Source organism: Blautia sp. AF19-13LB (assembly GCF_003479105.1).
GTDB classification, from domain to species: domain Bacteria; phylum Bacillota; class Clostridia; order Lachnospirales; family Lachnospiraceae; genus Fusicatenibacter; species Fusicatenibacter saccharivorans.
Window position 1 is genome coordinate 126,019 of the sequence record NZ_QUGO01000005.1, and the last position, 17,823, is coordinate 143,841.

The following is a 17,823-nucleotide window of genomic DNA, read 5'->3' on the forward strand; positions in this document are numbered from 1 at the left end:
AAATGCGGCATTATTGAGAGGGCAAATTATAACCTGTCAAAATTGGAAAACTCTAGACAGCCGAAGTGTCCGCCAGGGAAAGAAGCGGCTATAAGGGAGGCACTGGAACATTTTCGGATGATATGACGATATCGTAGAAATAGAAGAATCCTTTTTCTTTGACTTGGTTCTTTAAGTCCCTTTGTTAGTTTTGGTTAGTGGGACATAATTTTACATTTGAAGAAACGTGAATACGTATCGGAAGATAGATAGAGAGTTCAAACAGATACGAAGGAGTTTTGTTCATAAATGATAGAAAAAAATAAGATTTTAGAATCATGGATAATGGTGGAACATTTATCGGAGGGAGACATCGGTTTGAATGATAAGGCTATTCTCACTCTGAATGATTTGCAGGAACAGGATTTCTATTCTCTGTTTCTGCATAAAATTGAGAAAAAGAAATGGAATCGACGGCAAAAAGGAGGAGTCGTTGTCTATTTTGATATTTTTAAATTTCAGGAAGTTGTGGACATACTTCATGCAGAGTATGGCTTGGAATCGACGGATGAGGATATTCGTTTCGGAGACAAGTTCAGTTTCGCGCTGTATTTCGATAAGAATCTTAATTTTCTGGAGGATATGACATTCTTTACAGAAAGTGCTTACATACGGAAATTCAAAAAAGTTCCCTATGAGAAAGAGTTTCGGGAATTTGAGAAAGATTTTAAAAATCAGCTTGCTCAGGATTTTGATGAGACAGCAGGGGATTCGGCGAAGTTTAATGCTGCGATGCAAAAGGAACTCCTGCAACATGAGGTTGATATAATAAATTGCCGGATGAAGATTCTGGGAAATATCGAGACTGAAGCGACGAATCTGCATTCTTTTTTCATCGATGATCTGGAAAAAGCAAAAAAAATCGAAACGGTTAATTTGAATGCTTATTTGTATGGAAATAAAAAGGAACGCATGAACCTTGACAGCAAAAAAGATTCAGTGAATTTTCATCCGCATCTGTTTGAACAAATTCTGCAGCCGAAGAATTATCCCCTGGGAAGGTTTCCAAGCAATACGACATATGCGCTTTCTCTGATGCAGCAAGTTGCGGTAAACTTATCCATCGGCTTTGACAACAATCAGATGAGAAGTGTCAACGGTCCGCCTGGAACCGGAAAAACGACGCTTTTGAAGGACATATTTGCGCAGTTAGTGGTACAGCAGGCGTATAGTATTGCGAAACTTTCGGACCATTTTATCAAAGGAACAGAGAAAACAATTTATTTTAATCATGCATCGATTGGAGAGATCCCGGAACATATTATCGAAAATAATATCGTGGTTGCAAGTTCGAATAATGGTGCGGTTCAAAACATTGTGAACGAACTTCCGTTGAGTAAGGAGATTGACAATTTTCTAATCGATGAACTGAAAGAAGCGGACTATTTTTGTGAGATATCGAATGCGAAGGTGTCGGTAGAGTGGTTGGAAGATGAGAACGGGAAGAAAAGAGAGGAACTGGTAAAAGAATCTGTTCCGGGAGAAGAAAAGTTTTGGGGAGTATTTTCACTTGAAGGTGGAAAAGCGAATAATATGAGCAATATCCTCACGAATATGAAGCATATCCACAAATATTTGGAAGAAGATTATCTGCCGAATCAAGGTATATATAAACAATTTCTGAGTCATTATGAGGAAGTAAAAGCGATTCGAACAAAAAGGCAGGAATTTGCAGATAGCGTTCGGATGTATCAGGAATATACTCAAAAGATGGAACAGGTTCGTGGCAGCTATCAAGAAAAATTAGAGAAGAAAGAGCATGAATTGTGCGTAGAACTTAAGAAGCTTGCAGAAAATAAACAGGAATGCGGGCAGCAGTTGGAACAGTTACATCTCAGTTTGAAAGAGGTACAAAACAGGGCAGAAGCTGTCCGAAAAAATATGGACAGTATGAACCAGTGCCTTCAAGTACACAAGGAGCAACGTCCTTGCTTCTTTGCGGGAAAGAAAAAGAAAGAGGAATATAGGAGCAGATTAAATGAGATTACGGATCAGTTAGTAAAATTAAATGATGAAGATATAGAATGCAGGGAACAGGAGAAAAAAATTAATGAAAATATTCATTTGCGGCAAACAAGGCTGAGTAAAAGTAATGAAAAACAGGAGAAGCTTAAGCAGGAGTTTAACAGTTGGAAGACGGTGGAAACAGGTAAAATTTCAAATTTGGAGAAAAGAGTCCGCGAATATGAAAATATAAAAAACGACAGTAAGACAGAACCGCTGAATATGAATCAGGAGTATGAAGATTTACAGATATCAAACCCGTGGTTTGACGAAGCGTATCGTGTCGCACAGTCAAAATTGTTTGTTATGGCATTACGTGTTCGAAAACAATTTCTTTATGAGAACAGAAAAAATGTAAAGGCGGCCATTATCGTCTGGGATCAGCAGGAGAAGTATTTGGATCGAAAGCATGTGATTGAGGCGGCATGGAACTGGATTAATATGACAATTCCGGTGATTAGTTCTACGTTTGCCAGTTTTTCGCGTATGTGCAAAAATCTTGGAGCTGAGACACTGGGGCATCTTTTTATCGATGAAGCAGGACAGGCGCTGCCACAGGCGGCTGTCGGTGCAATCTATCGCAGCAGGCATGTAATGGTGGTCGGTGATCCGTTGCAGATTAAACCGGTTCTTACGTTGGATTCTAATACCCTATATATGTTGGGGGAGCATTTTGGAGTGACAGAAAAATATTTATCTGCATCTGCATCCGCACAGATTTTAGCAGATGCGGCAAGTCAGTACGGGTTTTATCGAAAACAGGACAAGGCGGAGGATTCATGGGTTGGAATTCCGCTATGGGTGCATAGAAGATGTCGGTATCCGATGTTTACAATTTCGAACATGATTTCCTATGACGGATTTATGGTGCAGGGAATGGAAAAGTACGGAAAAGCAGACTGGTTTGATGTTGGTGGAATGGCGAACAATAAATATGTCGAGGAACAGGGAGAATTCCTTTTGCATAAGCTCAAGGAGATGATAGATAAAAATCCGAAAATCTTAGATAAAAAAGAAAAAGATGTGGTTTATGTAATTACACCGTTTTCCAATGTGGCATATCAGCTTTCTCAGAAATTACGGAAAATTCACTTTACCCGATATGATGAACAGGGAAAACCGACAAATGTCGGAACTGTCCATACGTTTCAGGGGAAAGAGGCTCCAATCGTATTTTTTGTACTCGGTGCCGACAGGCAGAGCAGCGGAGCGGCACGCTGGGCAGTAACCGAAGCGAACATAATGAATGTTGCGGCGACGAGGGCCAAAGAGGAGTTTTATATTATTAGTGATAGGAAATTGTATCTTGGGCTTGGGTGTGATGTTGCAACAGATACGGATCGGATTATCAGAGAATATAAAAATCAGTATCTTGTGGATGATCATGCACACAAGAATGAGTTGCGCATGCAGGTTGACGAGACACGGACACTCATTATTGATGCGGATTTTAGACGCATTACAGGAACGGTCAAATATGTTGGAAAGGGAACAGAAAGTTTTTATGCCTATGTAGTTGGTGCTGATGGAAAAGAATATTCCATTACCGAAAGTATTTATTCTAAGACAGAGAGTGCAATAGAAGTGATTCAAAAGGGTAAAAAAATATCTTTTATTCCAGGAGAAGGGAATAAGAAACTATTTGCTACAGAGGTGAAGATAGATGTTTAATTAAGAGAGAGGTTATCGGGAATTTAATGGAACGGTAAAGGGAGGGGTAAAAGATGGAGGATCAAAGAGACAATCCTAATATTATTGGGAGTGAAATCATCATATATCAAACGGAAGATGGATATACAAAAATTGACGTTAAATTTGAAGACGAGACCGTTTGGCTTACACAGGCACAATTATGTGAGTTGTATCAGACAAGTAAATCTAATATCAGCGAGCATATCAAGCATATTTTTGAAGAGGAAGAATTGGATGAAGAGTCAGTTGTTCGGAAATTCCGAACAACTGCAGCTGATGGAAAAAACTATAATACAATTCATTATAATCTTGATATGATTATTTCTCTTGGATATAGAGTGAAATCCAAGATTGCTACAAATTTCCGTCGGTGGGCTGCTGAACGATTAAAAGAGTACATGATAAAAGGCTTTACAATGGATGATGAACGGCTAAAAAATCTGGGTGGGGGTAATTATTGGAAAGAGTTATTAGACCGTATTCGGGATATTCGCTCATCTGAAAAAGTGATGTACCGACAGGTACTTGACCTTTATGCAACAAGTGTTGATTATGATCCCAAGAGTAGTGAATCCATTGCATTTTTTAAAATGGTACAAAATAAATTACACTATGCAGCACATGGACATACAGCAGCAGAAGTTATATACGAGCGTGCGGACGCCAGTCAGCCTTTTATGGGATTAAAAAGTTTTTCTGGTGATTTTCCTGTATTGAAAGATATCAGTATTGCCAAAAATTATCTCAATGATGAAGAGTTAAAGATCCTAAATAATATTGTATCGGGATATTTTGATTTTGCGGAGATTCAAGCTATGCGTCACAATCCCATGCATATGGAAGATTATGTGGAACACCTTGATAATGTTTTGAAAACTACAGGTGAAAAAGTGTTGCAAGGAGCCGGAACGATTAGTCATGCACAGGCAATTGAAAAAGCAACAGAAGAATATCGGAAATATCAGGTGCAGAACTTATCGCCGGTTGAAGAAGAATATTTGGAAAGCATTAAAAATATTCACAGTACAGTAAAGAAAAACAGTAAGAATTAATTTTCATAAAAGAGATTTTTAGAAGTTGGTAAAAATACGAGTTTGGACAATGATGAGTATGTCGAGACGGTCTGTTTGCTGTCAAGAAAATAAAATCAAGTACTGAAAAGTAGCGTATTTCCGAGCTTTTTGTAAGGTTGGTATCATCAGAGAAGCCTTGCGGAAAGCTCGGTTTTATTATATGGAAACATATCTACTTTTTGGTCTGATTGGAGAAAAAGTGGATGGCCGGAAAATTGCGGTAGGGTTTAGGCTGTGGATTAGATGTTAGCATTTCCGGATTTGGTTCATCGTGAATCAGTCGATACAGCGGATGTTTGATAGTTTTTTCCTTGCCACCGGTACCGGTGTATTGATATACATGGACTCTGTGACCTGAACATAAAGTTTGTCATCTACTTTTGTTGCGATAAAATCCACTTCGGAATTATCCACTTTACCAATAGAGACATCATAGTCTCTACGTAGCAGTTCAAAGTAAACAACATTTTCTATTGCATGTCCGCTATCACGATCCCTGAATCCAAGCAGATAGTTTCTAAGTCCGATATCAACGATGTAATACTTTCCAAGAGTACGTAAGAATTCCTTTCCTTTAATATCAAATCTCTTGATGTCATAGAAGAAGTATGCTTCCAGTAGCGCATTCACATAGGCCTGAACAGTGTGAGCGCTTGGAGTTCATAGTGTTCGCCGGTTTTATCAAATGCTTGCTTGCGTGTGCCACCTAACGCACTTTTGGTTTCTCTTATTTCAAAATCATGGAATGTTAAAAATTCAGAGAAGGACAATGGAAGCATCTTTATTTCTACGCATCTGCCTGATAAATAGGTAGCATATTCAGAGGAGAGCATATAAGCATTCGAACCAGTAACATAAATATCGCAATTGAAATCAACATGGAAAGAGTAAGCATAAACTCATGAAAAAAATTAAGTTTATGCACTGAAATGCAGAAACTATTAAAATTTGACAATTTTTGTATTTTACAAGAAGAGAATGCCTCTATCATTGTAGACAGAAGCACCGGTATTATTTCCACAGCGGATAGCACGGTCGAGCTCATGATGGGGAGATTATTTGATGAATTATGTGCTAATATTCTGCAATTCTACTGCTGGTCGATTGATTTATGTACACTCTCATTATAATATGTGTGCAGGAGGTGGATATATGTATCAGATTAGTAATGAAAAATTCGGTTTATTTGTAACCGAATTAAGAAAGGAAGAGAATTTAACTCAAAAGGATTTGGCTGAAAAATTATATGTATCAGATAAAACAGTTAGCAAATGGGAACGTGGTCTTAGTATGCCCAATGTCGTATTACTCATACCAATAGCTGATATATTAGATGTTACCGTTACAGAATTGTTACGTGGAGAAAAAATAGATACACAGAAAAATATTGATAAAAAAGAAATCGAGGAATTGGTAGTAGGCTCTCTCGATATGGCTGTTAGGGATTCTATTCACCAGCATAGAAAAAACTGGATATTAGCATATTTGTTATGTTTTTTTATATCTATTACAGAAATTATTATGTTAGTTGTATCTGGAAGTTCGTTAGCTGAGATGAAAAGGGATATATTGCTAGTTACCGGGGGAATGCTTTTATTTGGTGCATGGTTTTGTTTCTTTGCAAAAGACATATTACCAACATATTATGATGCCAACAAGATAAATTATGTTTCACAAGGAATTTTTAGAATACATCTAGTTGGTTTATCTTTTAACAATGGAAATTGGATATATATCTGCACAACTTTAAAAATATGGATACTTGCAACAGTTGTTTTATATCCTCTTGCAGGTATTATAATAATCAATTGTTTCAATATAGCTTTATGGGATATTTTGAATAAAATTTTCCTAATTATGATATTAGGCGGTATGGTAGTTTCGATTTACATTATCGGGAAAAAATACGAATAATTAAATTACCTGTTATTGTTGTGGATAGTACTAATTTACAACATTCTTCATGGGAAATATGGAATGATGCAGAAGAGGTTGTGTTAAGAGAATTAGTGTACATTTAAAACGTGGAAAGCCCCTTCGGGAGCTTTTTTCTGTTTATAAGATAATTTCTGCCGGAGATTTTGATTTAATAATTTGATTTATAAAACTGGCAATGATACAATTAGCGTAATTTGAAAGAAAGCAGAGAAAATATGAGTGAAAACTTACTGATTGTTGAAGATGACAAAAAATTAAATGATGGAATACGTCTCGCATTGAAGAATGATTCCTATTTCTTTTATCAGTGCCAGACTTTGCAGGAGGCTAGAGAAATCTTGAAAAAGGAAGATATCACATTGGTTTTATTAGATGTGAACTTGCCGGATGGGAATGGGATTGATTTTGTAAGAGAAATAAGGAAAAACAGTCAGGTGCCGATTATCCTGCTTACAGTAAATAACATGGAAGTAGATATCGTAACAGGATTGGACGCTGGGGCAAATGATTATATTACGAAACCGTTTAGTTTGATGGTTTTGCGTGCAAGAGTGTCTGTGCAGCTTAGAAATAAAGATGCAGTAGTTAAGAATTCTATGGAGTTTGATGGATTCGAGTTCTATTTCGATAAAATGGAATTTTTCAAAAATGGAGAACTTATTGAACTGAGTAAGACAGAACAAAAACTCTTGAAAGTGCTGTGCGAAAACAGAGGAAAAGTAGTGAAGCGAGAATACCTGATTGACGAGGTATGGCAAGGAGATACAGAGTTTGTGGATGCTCATGCTCTGACTGTTGCAGTTAAACGTCTCAGAGACAAATTAGAAGATGATACGCAGAAGCCTAAATATATCAAAACGGTTTATGGAATTGGTTATACCTGGGCGGTGAATGGATGATAGAAATAATTATATTGATTGTAGGAATATTTGTTTTAAGTGGAATCTTCTGGCATAGCATTTTTTATCAGAAAGAAAAAAAGCTTTTGAACCGGCTGCAGCAAATGCTGGATTGTGCTATAGATGGAGAACTGGAACGGACAGAAATATCAGAAGAAAAGTACTCTGCTCTTGAAAACAGCATGAAACAACATTTAGACAGTAGCTTTCTGGCAAGAAAGAACCAACAGGAACAAAAAGAAGTGATACAGAAACTTATTTCCGACATTGCGCATCAGACGTTGACTCCTATTTCAAATTTGAAAATTTATGGTGAAATACTCTCTGAAACAAATCATGAAAATCAGGAGGAGATAGATACCATTTTGGAGCAGACAGAGAAATTAGATTTCCTGATACAATCATTGGTCAAATTATCACGGATGGAGAGTGGAATTATCGCAGTACATTCGGAGGATACTACTATTACACAGATGCTTGAATCCATACAGCAGCAGGTTAGCGTGAAAGCAAGGGAGAAGAATATTACTCTGAGCCTATGTGACACGGATTTGCATGTTCTATGTGATCCAAAATGGACTGTGGAGGCACTCGGAAATATTGTAGATAATGCGATTAAATACACAGCATGTGGGGGAAATGTTCAGGTAAAAGCTGAGCAGAATTCTTTCTTTGTAAAGATTGATATTATTGATGATGGCATTGGAATAGAAAAAGAAGAAATACCAAAGATATTTGGAAGGTTTTATCGGAGTCTGTCAGTGGCAGACCAGCCAGGAGTAGGAATTGGCTTATTCCTTGCAAGAGAGATTATTCAGGCACAAAAAGGGTATATAAAAGTGACATCAGAGAGAGGAAAGGGCTCTATCTTTTCTGTGTTTCTCCCGATATCAAAAAAGGAATAGTATCAAAACTGTGATATTTCAGAAACCGGATAGAGACATTGTTGTGATAAAGTCTGTATTGTAAAGAGCAATACAGGCTTTTTTAAAATATAAGACAGGGAGGAAGACATGAATATATTAAAAACGGTAGATTTACAAAAAATATATGGACAAGGAGAAACAGAAGTCAAAGCCCTTGATGGTGTAAATTTAGAAGTGGAAAAGGGGGAGTTTGTAGCGATTGTTGGAACTTCCGGGAGCGGAAAGTCTACGATGCTTCATATCATTGGAGGATTAGATAATCCAACATCTGGGCAGGTAATTGTGGATGGACAGAACTTAAGCCATATGACAGATGAAGAGCTTACCATTTTCCGACGCAGGAATATTGGTTTCGTATTTCAACAGTATAATCTGGTTCCGATGTTGAATGTATGGGAGAATATTATTCTTCCCGTGAAGCTGGATGGAAAAAAGATTGAAAAGAAATATGTAGATGAAATCATTGATACACTTGGTATTCGAACAAAATTGGAAAATCTGCCAAGTGCTCTATCCGGCGGACAGCAGCAGAGAGTGGCAATTGCGAGGGCTTTAGCTGCAAAACCTGCCATTTTGCTCGCTGACGAACCGACTGGAAATTTGGATTCGAAGACAAGTCAGGATGTATTAGGGCTTCTGAAAGTAACCAGTAAGCGTTTTCACCAAACCATCGTTATGATTACCCATAATGAAGAGATTGCCCAGATGGCAGACCGGATTTTACAGATAGAAGACGGAAAAATTGTTTCAGACAGTGGTGTGGTATAGCAGGGGGCGATTTTATGGTAAAAGTAGAGAATAAAGAGACGTTACGATTATTAACGAGTCGTTTTATGAAAATGAATCGCGCCAGGAATGTTATTGCCGTTATTGCAATCATTCTGACTTCCCTTTTATTCACAAGTCTCTTTGTGGGAAGTGTATCTATGATTCTTTCCAAAAGAGCAACGGAAATTAAGCAGTTTATGGATTCTGCCCATGCCAGTGCACAGAATCTGTCAGAAGAAGATGCAAAGCGATTGCAGCAAACAATCGAACAGAGTGAAGATGTTAAGCGATATGGTTCCGGTATTTTTCTGGGAGCTGGAATGGACGAAAGGTTTGGTTTTTCCGTAGAGGTCCGATATGCAGATGAAAATACGGCAGAAAGTTTTAATTGTCTGCCAACCACAGGAAGACTGCCGGAGAAAGAAAATGAAGTAGCACTTAGCAGCATGGTATTGGAATCTCTGGGAGTTACACCAAAGATTGGGGAAGAAGTAACGCTGACCTGGGAAGTAAATCCCATGCTGAAACAATATAAGACAGATACGTTTAAGATATGTGGATTCTGGCAAGGAGACAAAGCTGTTTTAGGTCAGATGGTCTGGGTATCCGAAGCCTATGCAAAGGAGAATCGTTATCCCGTTACGCAGGAAGAATTAGAAAATGGTATCTACAATGGAGGAAAAGAGTATTTTCTCTGGTACAAGAACCTTTGGAATCTGGAAAAGAAAACGGAAAAGATATCTAAAGCAGCGGGATTTACGAGAGCTGGGACAGGAATGGAAGTCAATCCGGCATATAATCTCTTTGAAGAGGATTCATTTTCATTTTCTTCCTTAATTATAATGATTCTATTTGTTATATTAGCTGGATACCTGATTATTTATAATATCTTTAACATTTCTGTGAAAACTGATATCCGGGCTTACGGATTGTTAAAGAACGTGGGAACAACGGGAAAGCAGTTGAAAAAAATTGTACGTATGCAGGCGTGGAGATTATCAGCTATTGGTATTCCAATCGGATTGCTTTGTGGTTATCTTGCAGGTCTTTGTATGGCTCCGTCCTTGACAGCAGATGCTGAAATTAGTGCACAGGCAGGACAGACTGCTCAGACAGTAGTATCAGCAAATCCTTTGATTTTTCTTGCAGCAGCGCTTTTGACACTTTTAACGGTGTATCTCTCTAGTCTGCAGGCTTGTAAAATGGTGGAAAGGGTATCTCCTGTGGAAGCTCTGCGTTTGGCAGAGGGAGAGCAGTCACATAGGAAAATAAAAAAGAATACTTCTGTAACCTGGTGGGGAATGGCAGTTCAAAATGTGTTACGAAATTGGAAAAAGGGATTGATTGTTATGCTTTCTATCGCTCTTTCTATGGTGGTTGTCAACTGTATCGTGATGCTGGTGCAGGGATATGATTTTGATTCTTACCGAAAAGTGCTTTTAGCTTCCGATTTTCAACTGGATCAGATGACGGGAAGTTTGTTAAATACGAATTTCAACGGTATTACACCTGAAATCAAAGAGATTCTGGACGAATGTCCTGATAGTGCTAAGACAGGATATGTGTATTATTCTGAGGAAACCCACAAGATGGAGCCGGAACTTCTGAAAACATGGGAAGCATTCGCAGATAAATATGAAAAAAACTGGAACGATTATGAAAAACAGGTTTGGGAAGAGGCAAAGGCTTCCAATACAGTAAGTGTTCATTTTCTCGGAATCAGCGAGTCGGTGTTTGACAAATTAGAATGGAGAGGGGAAAAATGCTCTTGGGATACATTTAAAAGCGGAAATTATGTGCTTGTAGATTATGGTAATAAATATGCAGAGCGTCCGGTTTCTTATTATCAGACTGGGGGTATTTTTCAGATGGATTACAAAAATGGAAACCAAAAAGATTACGAAGTCATCGGAGAAGCACTGATGCCATATGCATTGGATTATCCGTATGCGGACTGTATCTATATCACGGTATTGGTTCCCGAAGAGGAGTATATCACCCAGACAGGAAATGAATCAGCCATGTATGCTGCCATTGATGCAAAGAAGGGCGAGGACAAGCAGATAAAAGAATACATTGATAAAAATATTTTGAAAGAAAATGATATGATCAACGTGTTTTCTGTATTGGACATGAAAGAGAGCTTTCAGCGGTATGTCAGTAAATATTATATGATCGGTAGTTTTCTTGTTGTTATTTTAGCTTTTATTGGCATTATGAATTTCTTTAATACAACAGCAACCTCTGTAATCAGCAGAAAAAAAGAACTGGCACTTTTGGAAGTTGTGGGAATGACGAAAAAACAGGTATCGAAAATGCTAGTGACTGAGGGATTCCTATATTTGGGAGGCGCATTTGTGATTGCAGTATTGCTAATTGTATTTGGAGCAAAGCAGATTTTAGTAAATACGCTCGGTACGGCATTTTTCTTCCGGCTGCATCTTACAATCGTGCCATGTGTGCTTATGATTCCAATTTTGGTTGGGATTGCGTATGTGATACCAAAGTATCAGTTTGAAAAGATGAGTCGGGAAAGCATTGTTGAAAGGATTCGGAAAGAATAATAACAATATGTAAATTAGGCGTATGGATTTGATGAATCCATGCGCCTTTTTAGAAAAATATAAATAAAAACAAAAGAATCCTAACTTTTTTTATAGTAGGATTGTTATATTATTTAGAAAACAGAGGGAGGCAAATTTGCGAATGGAATACAAAACTGATTCTTTGTTAGTACATCTAGCAAGAGCAGGAGATGAAGATGCGTGTGAAAAACTGGTCAAAAAATATTACTCAAGTATATATCAATATTGTTTGCTACATATCAATGATCCATATGAGGCAGAGGATTTGACACAAGAAGTGTTTACACGTTTCTTTTCCAATTTATATAGATATAAAGAATATGGAAAAGTTAAGAATTATCTTTATACAATTGCCGGAAATACCGTTAAAAATTATTACAAAAAGAAAAAAGATATTCCATCAGAGGAACTGCTAAAATCAGAGGACTGTAGTAAAAATCATGTAGAAGAGCTAGGAGTCCGATTAACTATTGAACAGGCAGTGAGAAAGTTACCGGAAGAAATTAGAGAAACGGCAGTTTTATATTTTTTTCAGGAATTGAAGCAAAGAGAAATTGCAGAATTACTTCATATCAAACTTTCTCTTGTAAAATATCGAATCGGAAGAGCAAAAGAACTTTTAATGAAAGAGTTGGAGGTGAAAAAAGATGAAGAATTATAAGCAACAAATAAAGGAATATAAAGAGGAGATTGAAGAAAAGTATGTAAGGGCTGAAGCAGAGAACAAAACAGTAAAAGCATGTCAGAATATTTTGTCAGAGTCGGTTTTATCGAAACAATCGCATAGAACATCTTATTTTGAATTTTTGTATGAGCAGACAAAATTCATAAAAAAAAGATGGTGGATTTTACAAGGTTGTGTTCTTATGTGTCTATGGATATGGTTGAGTAATTATACGTCAGACATAAAAGATATGATGAGGATTATGGGAATATCTGCCACAATATTTGTGGTTCTGATTATCCCGGAAATTTGGAAAAACAGAAGAAATGGTGCGATTGAGATTGAGCAGGCGTCTTATTACACACTGCGTCAGATTTGTACAGCAAGAATGTTAATGTTTGGAGTAGTGGATCTGGTGATCGTTATGGTGTTTTTGGCAATTACATATCAAACAACAATACTCTCGTTAAGTGATTTGGTGGTTAATTTTTTGCTTCCGGTAAATGTTTCATGTTGTATATGTTTTCGTGTATTGTACAGCAGATGGGAAAAATCAGAATATATAGCAGTGCTTTCTTGTCTGGTATGGGTTGGTTTATGGATGATGATTGTTGCAAATGATGTTATTTATCAGAAAATTGTAACTCCGGTATGGGTGGCTATGCTGATATTGACTTTTGTATATTTTGTTTTTTGTGTTCAGAAGTCATTAGTATTTGATGAAAAAATTTTGGAGGATTACACGTATGAAATTAGAATTTAAAAATGTAACAAAACAATACGGAGAAGTAAATGCTGTTAATAAAGTGAATTGTGTTATGGAAAAAGGAATTTATGGACTGCTTGGAGTAAATGGAGCAGGAAAGACCACATTAATGCGTATGCTTTGTACGATTGTTCAACCATCAGAAGGACAAATATTATGGAATGGTAAAGATATATGGAAACTAGGAGGTGAATACCGAGAAGTTCTGGGATATTTACCACAGGATTTTGGATATTATCCAGATTTGACCGTATATGATTATATGATGTACATTTCTTCTATAAAAGGGTTAAAAATGCCGTTTGCCAGAAAAAAAGTGAAGCAATTATTAAATCAAGTAGGAATGGAAAAATTCAGTAAAAGAAAAATGAAGAATTTGTCTGGAGGAATGGTTAGACGTGTAGGAATAGCACAGGCGATGTTAAACGATCCGCAAATTCTTGTCCTGGACGAACCTACCGCTGGATTAGACCCGAATGAAAGAATACGTTTTCGTAATTTAATTAGTGAATTGTCGGAAGAACGTTTGGTGCTCTTGTCTACACATATTGTATCGGATATTGAGTACATTGCGAATAACATTATGTTAATGAAAGATGGAGAACTTTTTTATGCAGGTACTGCGGAAGATTTAGTATCTTCTATGAAAGAAAAGGTATGGCAATGTAATGTTTCGAGAAGTATGATAGACAAATATATGAATGAATATTTGGTTGGAAATATAAAAACAACAAAAACCGGAGCAGAGCTTAGAATTATTTCAATAGAAAAGCCAACAGAAGATGCTGTGGCTGTAGAAAAAAATCTGGAAGATGCATTTCTATTTTATTTTGGAGAAAAATCGGAGGAAAAACAAGATGCTTAAATTAGAATTAAAACGAATTTTTTCAAAGAAAATTAATGTATTTGCAATCGGATTGGCATTGATACTTGCTGTCATTTTTAGCGGATTTGCAGTTACAAGTAATCGCTATGTGGATGAGAATGGAAATGCTAGTACTGGAATTATGGCAACAAGAAAACTTACAGATAACAGACGAGCATGGAAAGGTACATTGACAGAAGATGAACTTGGAAAAGTTATAGAACAAAATAAAAATGCGGTGACACAATCCTCAGAAGAAAATGCGATTTACGGAACGACATTACAACCGATAGATGATATTAGGGGTTTTATAATATCGGTATTAACACCGGATGCAGAATATGATGAAAGTGTTCTGAATCAAATTACAGAAGAAAATATACAAGAGTTCTATAACACTTATCATAAAAATATGAAAAAGGTGGCAGAAGAATATGGAAAGACTGCTGTTCAGAAAAAATACTTGGAAAGGAAATATAATGAAATAAAATTACCAGTAGAATACGAATCTTATAGTTCATGGGATACTATGATTATGTATGTAGAAACGTATTCTATTATTCTGGCAATCATAGTTGGTTTTATTTGTGCTGGAATATTTGCAGATGATTTTCAGACAAAAGCAGATGCAGTATTTTTCTCTACAAAGTATGGACGTACAAAAGCTGTTAAAACAAAAATACTGGCAGGAATAGTTACGACAGTTATGATTTATTGTATGGGAATTATATTACTTAGTGTGATTTGCTTTGGAATTATGGGAACCAGTGGTATGAATACACCCTATCAAATGTATCAGGCATATAGTATTTACATTATGTCATATGGACAATACTATTTGTTGACAGTTGTATGTGGATTTATAGCCAGTATGCTGGCGGCTTCAGTGTCTATGTTAGTAGCGGCTAAAATGCATACAATTAGTGTCGCTGTTTGCATTCCGTTCTTTTTATATTGCTTATTGCCATTTATAGGACGGGCACTTTCTGGGTATACAACGCTTTTCAATTTGATACCAACAATTTTGACAAATGTACAGGCAAGTGTAAAAGTCCCACTTATTTATCAGATTGGGAATTGTGTATTTCGACAAATTCCGCTTGTAATGGTAATGTATACCGTGATGGCAATAGCCTTACTGCCTTTTATTTATAAGAGTTTTCGCAGATACGGAAATAAGTAAAAATTGTATTCATACTCATGAAAAACAAAGTAAGTAAAATATTTTCTGGAAAAATCAAAGCATAATTTAAAGATTTAAGGCGGGCAAGTTGCCCGCCTTAAATTGCACGTATTATGTTAAAAGACCAGATAGAGTTTTTCCAATGGAAAATCCAATCTGTGGATATAACTCCTGAATCTCCCGATATTTTGCTTCAATCATTTCAGGCTCATCAGCCCAGATCTTTTCATATATTTTGAAAGCTTTTTTAAAATGTGTTTTGGCTTGTGAAAGATTGGCGGTCATCAGATAAATGGTTGCAAGGTTTTCCTGTACTTTGGCATAATCCAGACATTCATCGGAATGGTATTCCTTGATGATACCGGATAATTTTTGCAATTCGGAGATTCCTCTTTCGGGTTCCTGCTGTTCTGTCAGGAACATTGCATAATTGGCAATCTGAGGTATGCTGTCATTTATATGAAGCAGGTTAAATTGGTCAAGCAGTGAGATGCTTTTTTCCATGTGTTCTCTTGCAAGATCGGGATAACCGTTCATGCGGTAAAGTCCTCCGAGATTGGCATGAAGGTTAGAAACGAGGCGAGCATTGTCAGCAGTGATATTTTCTATCTGGGCAAGTGCATTTTTTTCCAGTTTTATTGCTTTTTCAGGTTGGGTTTCAAGGGCTGCCTGAAAATCCAGTAATAACGCCCGGTCAGAGTCGGTGCCAATGCTTTTTGTCTTTAACAGCACCTTCAGTTCCTGAATGATTCCCTTCATACCTTTGTGATAGTTATAGTTATCCATGTATGGAAATGCATTTTCCAGAAAAAGCAGATACTTTGGCATATCATCTTTTTCAATCAGATCTAAGATATTTCCTATTGTTTGAAATAGCTTTTTGTAATAATCTACTTCCATTCCATGCATTAAACATATGTGCTGTAAAGAATCCAGCAATGTGTGGCAACTACTTACAGCTGGTTTTGTCTCTGAAAGAGTGATTTCCTGAATCATCGGATGCAGAGAGAGTGTGCGACGTGTTGTTGTCTGAACGAAACCAGTCTCAATTAAATCGTTGATTTCATTTAGTGTGGGCAGTTCCAGCCATTTGGCAAATATACGGGCAGAAATACCGGTGGAAGGAAGAAAGCATAGATTACACATGATATCCTGCTGTTTAAGAGATAAAGTGTATAGAGAAAACAGCGTATGGATATGATTGTAATAGGTGGCTTTGCTGCTTTGTCCATCTTTGATTATTTTAATTTTATCTTCGTTATGGAAAGATGCTTTTTCCGCCTGAAGTCTTGTTAATAACTGGTCTGGAGTCGAGATTCCATTTTCCAGAAGTTTTGCTGCCAGTTCCACGGCAAAAGTATGAGAGTGAACAGTTTCGATGATTTTTTCAACTGTTGCCCGGTACGTGTCTGCCGCTGAATAAAATACTGATGCCAGTTGGAAGAGAGCGTTCATATCTGATATTTCTTTTAATGGCAGAGTACAGTATTCATCCAGTCTGCTTCTGGTTGTAAACAAAATCTGGCAGCGATATTTTAATACTACTGACAGAAAGCTGTCTTGTGTAGCAGTGACATTAAAATTATCTATGATCAACAGAGTATCAGATTTCAGGGAACGCAGAAAACGGTTATGTCTTTGAAACCGTTCCTGTTCAGTGCTTTCCGGCAGATCGTCAATAAAATCCATGTCAGTAATATCCTGATGAAGATTGCCGGTATATTCTACATATAGAATGTTAGTGTAATGCTCTTTGCAATGTTTTGCGTAGGCTTTGGCAAGTTCGCTTTTTCCAATACCGGCAATTCCGCAAAGAAAAACATGACGGTTTTCTTCAAGCATGGTATATAATTCTTCCAGTTCTTTATCTCTTCCGATAAAATGACGGCATGGTTTCGGAACCTCACTGTCCATAATATAATCCAGCACAATGGGTGACAGGGCACCTCCGGCAATTAATTTTTGATTTTTAGTATCACGTTTGATAAATTGTCGCTCCATGCCAAAAGAAATCAGCTTTGCAAGAAAAAGCAGACGTGAGCTGGCTGGTTTGTACAGAGAAGCCAGATTTTTCTTTTTGGCATCGGAGATGGTGTCATCTTGTATAAATAATGTGTATATATCCTGCATAGCCATATTGCAGTCAGACATCAATGGAAGCAGATTCTGGTGAATGGTTTCTGCCAGTTTTTTCTGATTACTGGGTTTGGAATAGTAGGCAGATATTTTGGGACTGATCTTTGCTTGACCGGTCAGCCAACGACAAACCAGACCATTATCCATAGAAAAATCCTGATTTGCCGGATCATCCATAAAATCTTCAAATAATTCGTATAAAAAATCAGGCTGACTCATTTGATTACTTTCGCTGATATGATTTTTTAAGCAAGTGCTAATAGAAGAAAAATCGCATCGATTCAA

14 protein-coding genes are annotated in these 17,823 nt (G+C 37.0%); 11 read left to right on the forward strand and 3 right to left on the reverse strand.

What is annotated here, in order from left to right; translation table 11 throughout:
- The first annotated feature begins 288 nt into the window (after nucleotides 1-288).
- The gene (locus tag DWX32_RS06895; protein WP_117802491.1) at nucleotides 289-3,714 is read left to right on the forward strand and encodes an AAA domain-containing protein; all 3,426 of its coding nucleotides are present in this window, start codon (nucleotides 289-291) and stop codon (nucleotides 3,712-3,714) included.
- 53 nt (nucleotides 3,715-3,767) lie between these two features.
- Nucleotides 3,768-4,787 carry a virulence RhuM family protein gene (locus DWX32_RS06900; RefSeq protein ID WP_055265578.1) on the forward strand — a complete coding sequence of 340 codons (1,020 nt, stop codon included), beginning with the start codon at nucleotides 3,768-3,770 and terminating at the stop codon, nucleotides 4,785-4,787.
- Nucleotides 4,788-5,084: 297 nt separating this feature from the next.
- On the opposite strand, the gene DWX32_RS20855 is transcribed toward DWX32_RS06900, so the two are convergent.
- Complete coding sequence (locus DWX32_RS20855) at nucleotides 5,085-5,438, reverse strand: DUF4143 domain-containing protein (protein ID WP_055265580.1); 354 nt, start codon at nucleotides 5,436-5,438, stop codon at nucleotides 5,085-5,087.
- A complete protein-coding gene (locus tag DWX32_RS20860; protein WP_416388056.1) occupies nucleotides 5,435-5,641 on the reverse strand; it encodes a hypothetical protein in 207 nt (68 codons plus the stop codon). The genes DWX32_RS20855 and DWX32_RS20860 overlap by 4 nt, the downstream gene beginning before the upstream one ends.
- A 319-nt stretch (nucleotides 5,642-5,960) precedes the next feature.
- Between DWX32_RS20860 and DWX32_RS06910 the strand changes: the two genes are divergently transcribed.
- From DWX32_RS06910 to DWX32_RS06950, 9 genes are all read left to right on the forward strand, one after another.
- Nucleotides 5,961-6,722, forward strand: coding sequence for a helix-turn-helix domain-containing protein (locus tag DWX32_RS06910; RefSeq protein ID WP_118659480.1), 762 nt, complete (start codon nucleotides 5,961-5,963; stop codon nucleotides 6,720-6,722).
- A gap of 239 nt (nucleotides 6,723-6,961) precedes the next feature.
- Complete coding sequence (locus DWX32_RS06915) at nucleotides 6,962-7,645, forward strand: response regulator transcription factor (protein WP_055265584.1); 684 nt, start codon at nucleotides 6,962-6,964, stop codon at nucleotides 7,643-7,645.
- Nucleotides 7,642-8,550 carry a sensor histidine kinase gene (locus tag DWX32_RS06920; RefSeq protein ID WP_055265586.1) on the forward strand — a complete coding sequence of 303 codons (909 nt, stop codon included), beginning with the start codon at nucleotides 7,642-7,644 and terminating at the stop codon, nucleotides 8,548-8,550. The genes DWX32_RS06915 and DWX32_RS06920 overlap by 4 nt, the downstream gene beginning before the upstream one ends.
- 108 nt (nucleotides 8,551-8,658) lie before the next feature.
- Nucleotides 8,659-9,339 (forward strand): ABC transporter ATP-binding protein, encoded by a 681-nt coding sequence (locus tag DWX32_RS06925; protein WP_055265588.1) that lies wholly within the window; start codon nucleotides 8,659-8,661, stop codon nucleotides 9,337-9,339.
- Between the two features lie 776 nt (nucleotides 9,340-10,115).
- The gene (locus DWX32_RS06930; RefSeq protein ID WP_243037563.1) at nucleotides 10,116-11,903 is read left to right on the forward strand and encodes an ABC transporter permease; all 1,788 of its coding nucleotides are present in this window, start codon (nucleotides 10,116-10,118) and stop codon (nucleotides 11,901-11,903) included.
- Nucleotides 11,904-12,045: 142 nt separating this feature from the next.
- Nucleotides 12,046-12,585 carry an RNA polymerase sigma factor gene (locus DWX32_RS06935; protein WP_005348545.1) on the forward strand — a complete coding sequence of 180 codons (540 nt, stop codon included), beginning with the start codon at nucleotides 12,046-12,048 and terminating at the stop codon, nucleotides 12,583-12,585.
- Complete coding sequence (locus DWX32_RS06940; protein ID WP_117805393.1) at nucleotides 12,572-13,351, forward strand: hypothetical protein; 780 nt, start codon at nucleotides 12,572-12,574, stop codon at nucleotides 13,349-13,351. Before DWX32_RS06935 ends, DWX32_RS06940 begins: the two co-directional genes overlap by 14 nt.
- Nucleotides 13,335-14,219, forward strand: coding sequence for an ABC transporter ATP-binding protein (locus tag DWX32_RS06945; RefSeq protein ID WP_005338319.1), 885 nt, complete (start codon nucleotides 13,335-13,337; stop codon nucleotides 14,217-14,219). Before DWX32_RS06940 ends, DWX32_RS06945 begins: the two co-directional genes overlap by 17 nt.
- Nucleotides 14,212-15,402 carry an ABC transporter permease gene (locus DWX32_RS06950; RefSeq protein ID WP_118659482.1) on the forward strand — a complete coding sequence of 397 codons (1,191 nt, stop codon included), beginning with the start codon at nucleotides 14,212-14,214 and terminating at the stop codon, nucleotides 15,400-15,402. The genes DWX32_RS06945 and DWX32_RS06950 overlap by 8 nt, the downstream gene beginning before the upstream one ends.
- Nucleotides 15,403-15,513: 111 nt before the next feature.
- Here the strand turns inward: DWX32_RS06950 and DWX32_RS06955 are convergent, their stop codons facing one another.
- The gene (locus DWX32_RS06955) at nucleotides 15,514-17,757 is read right to left on the reverse strand and encodes a tetratricopeptide repeat protein (RefSeq protein WP_118659484.1); all 2,244 of its coding nucleotides are present in this window, start codon (nucleotides 17,755-17,757) and stop codon (nucleotides 15,514-15,516) included.
- Nucleotides 17,758-17,823 lie beyond the last annotated feature (66 nt).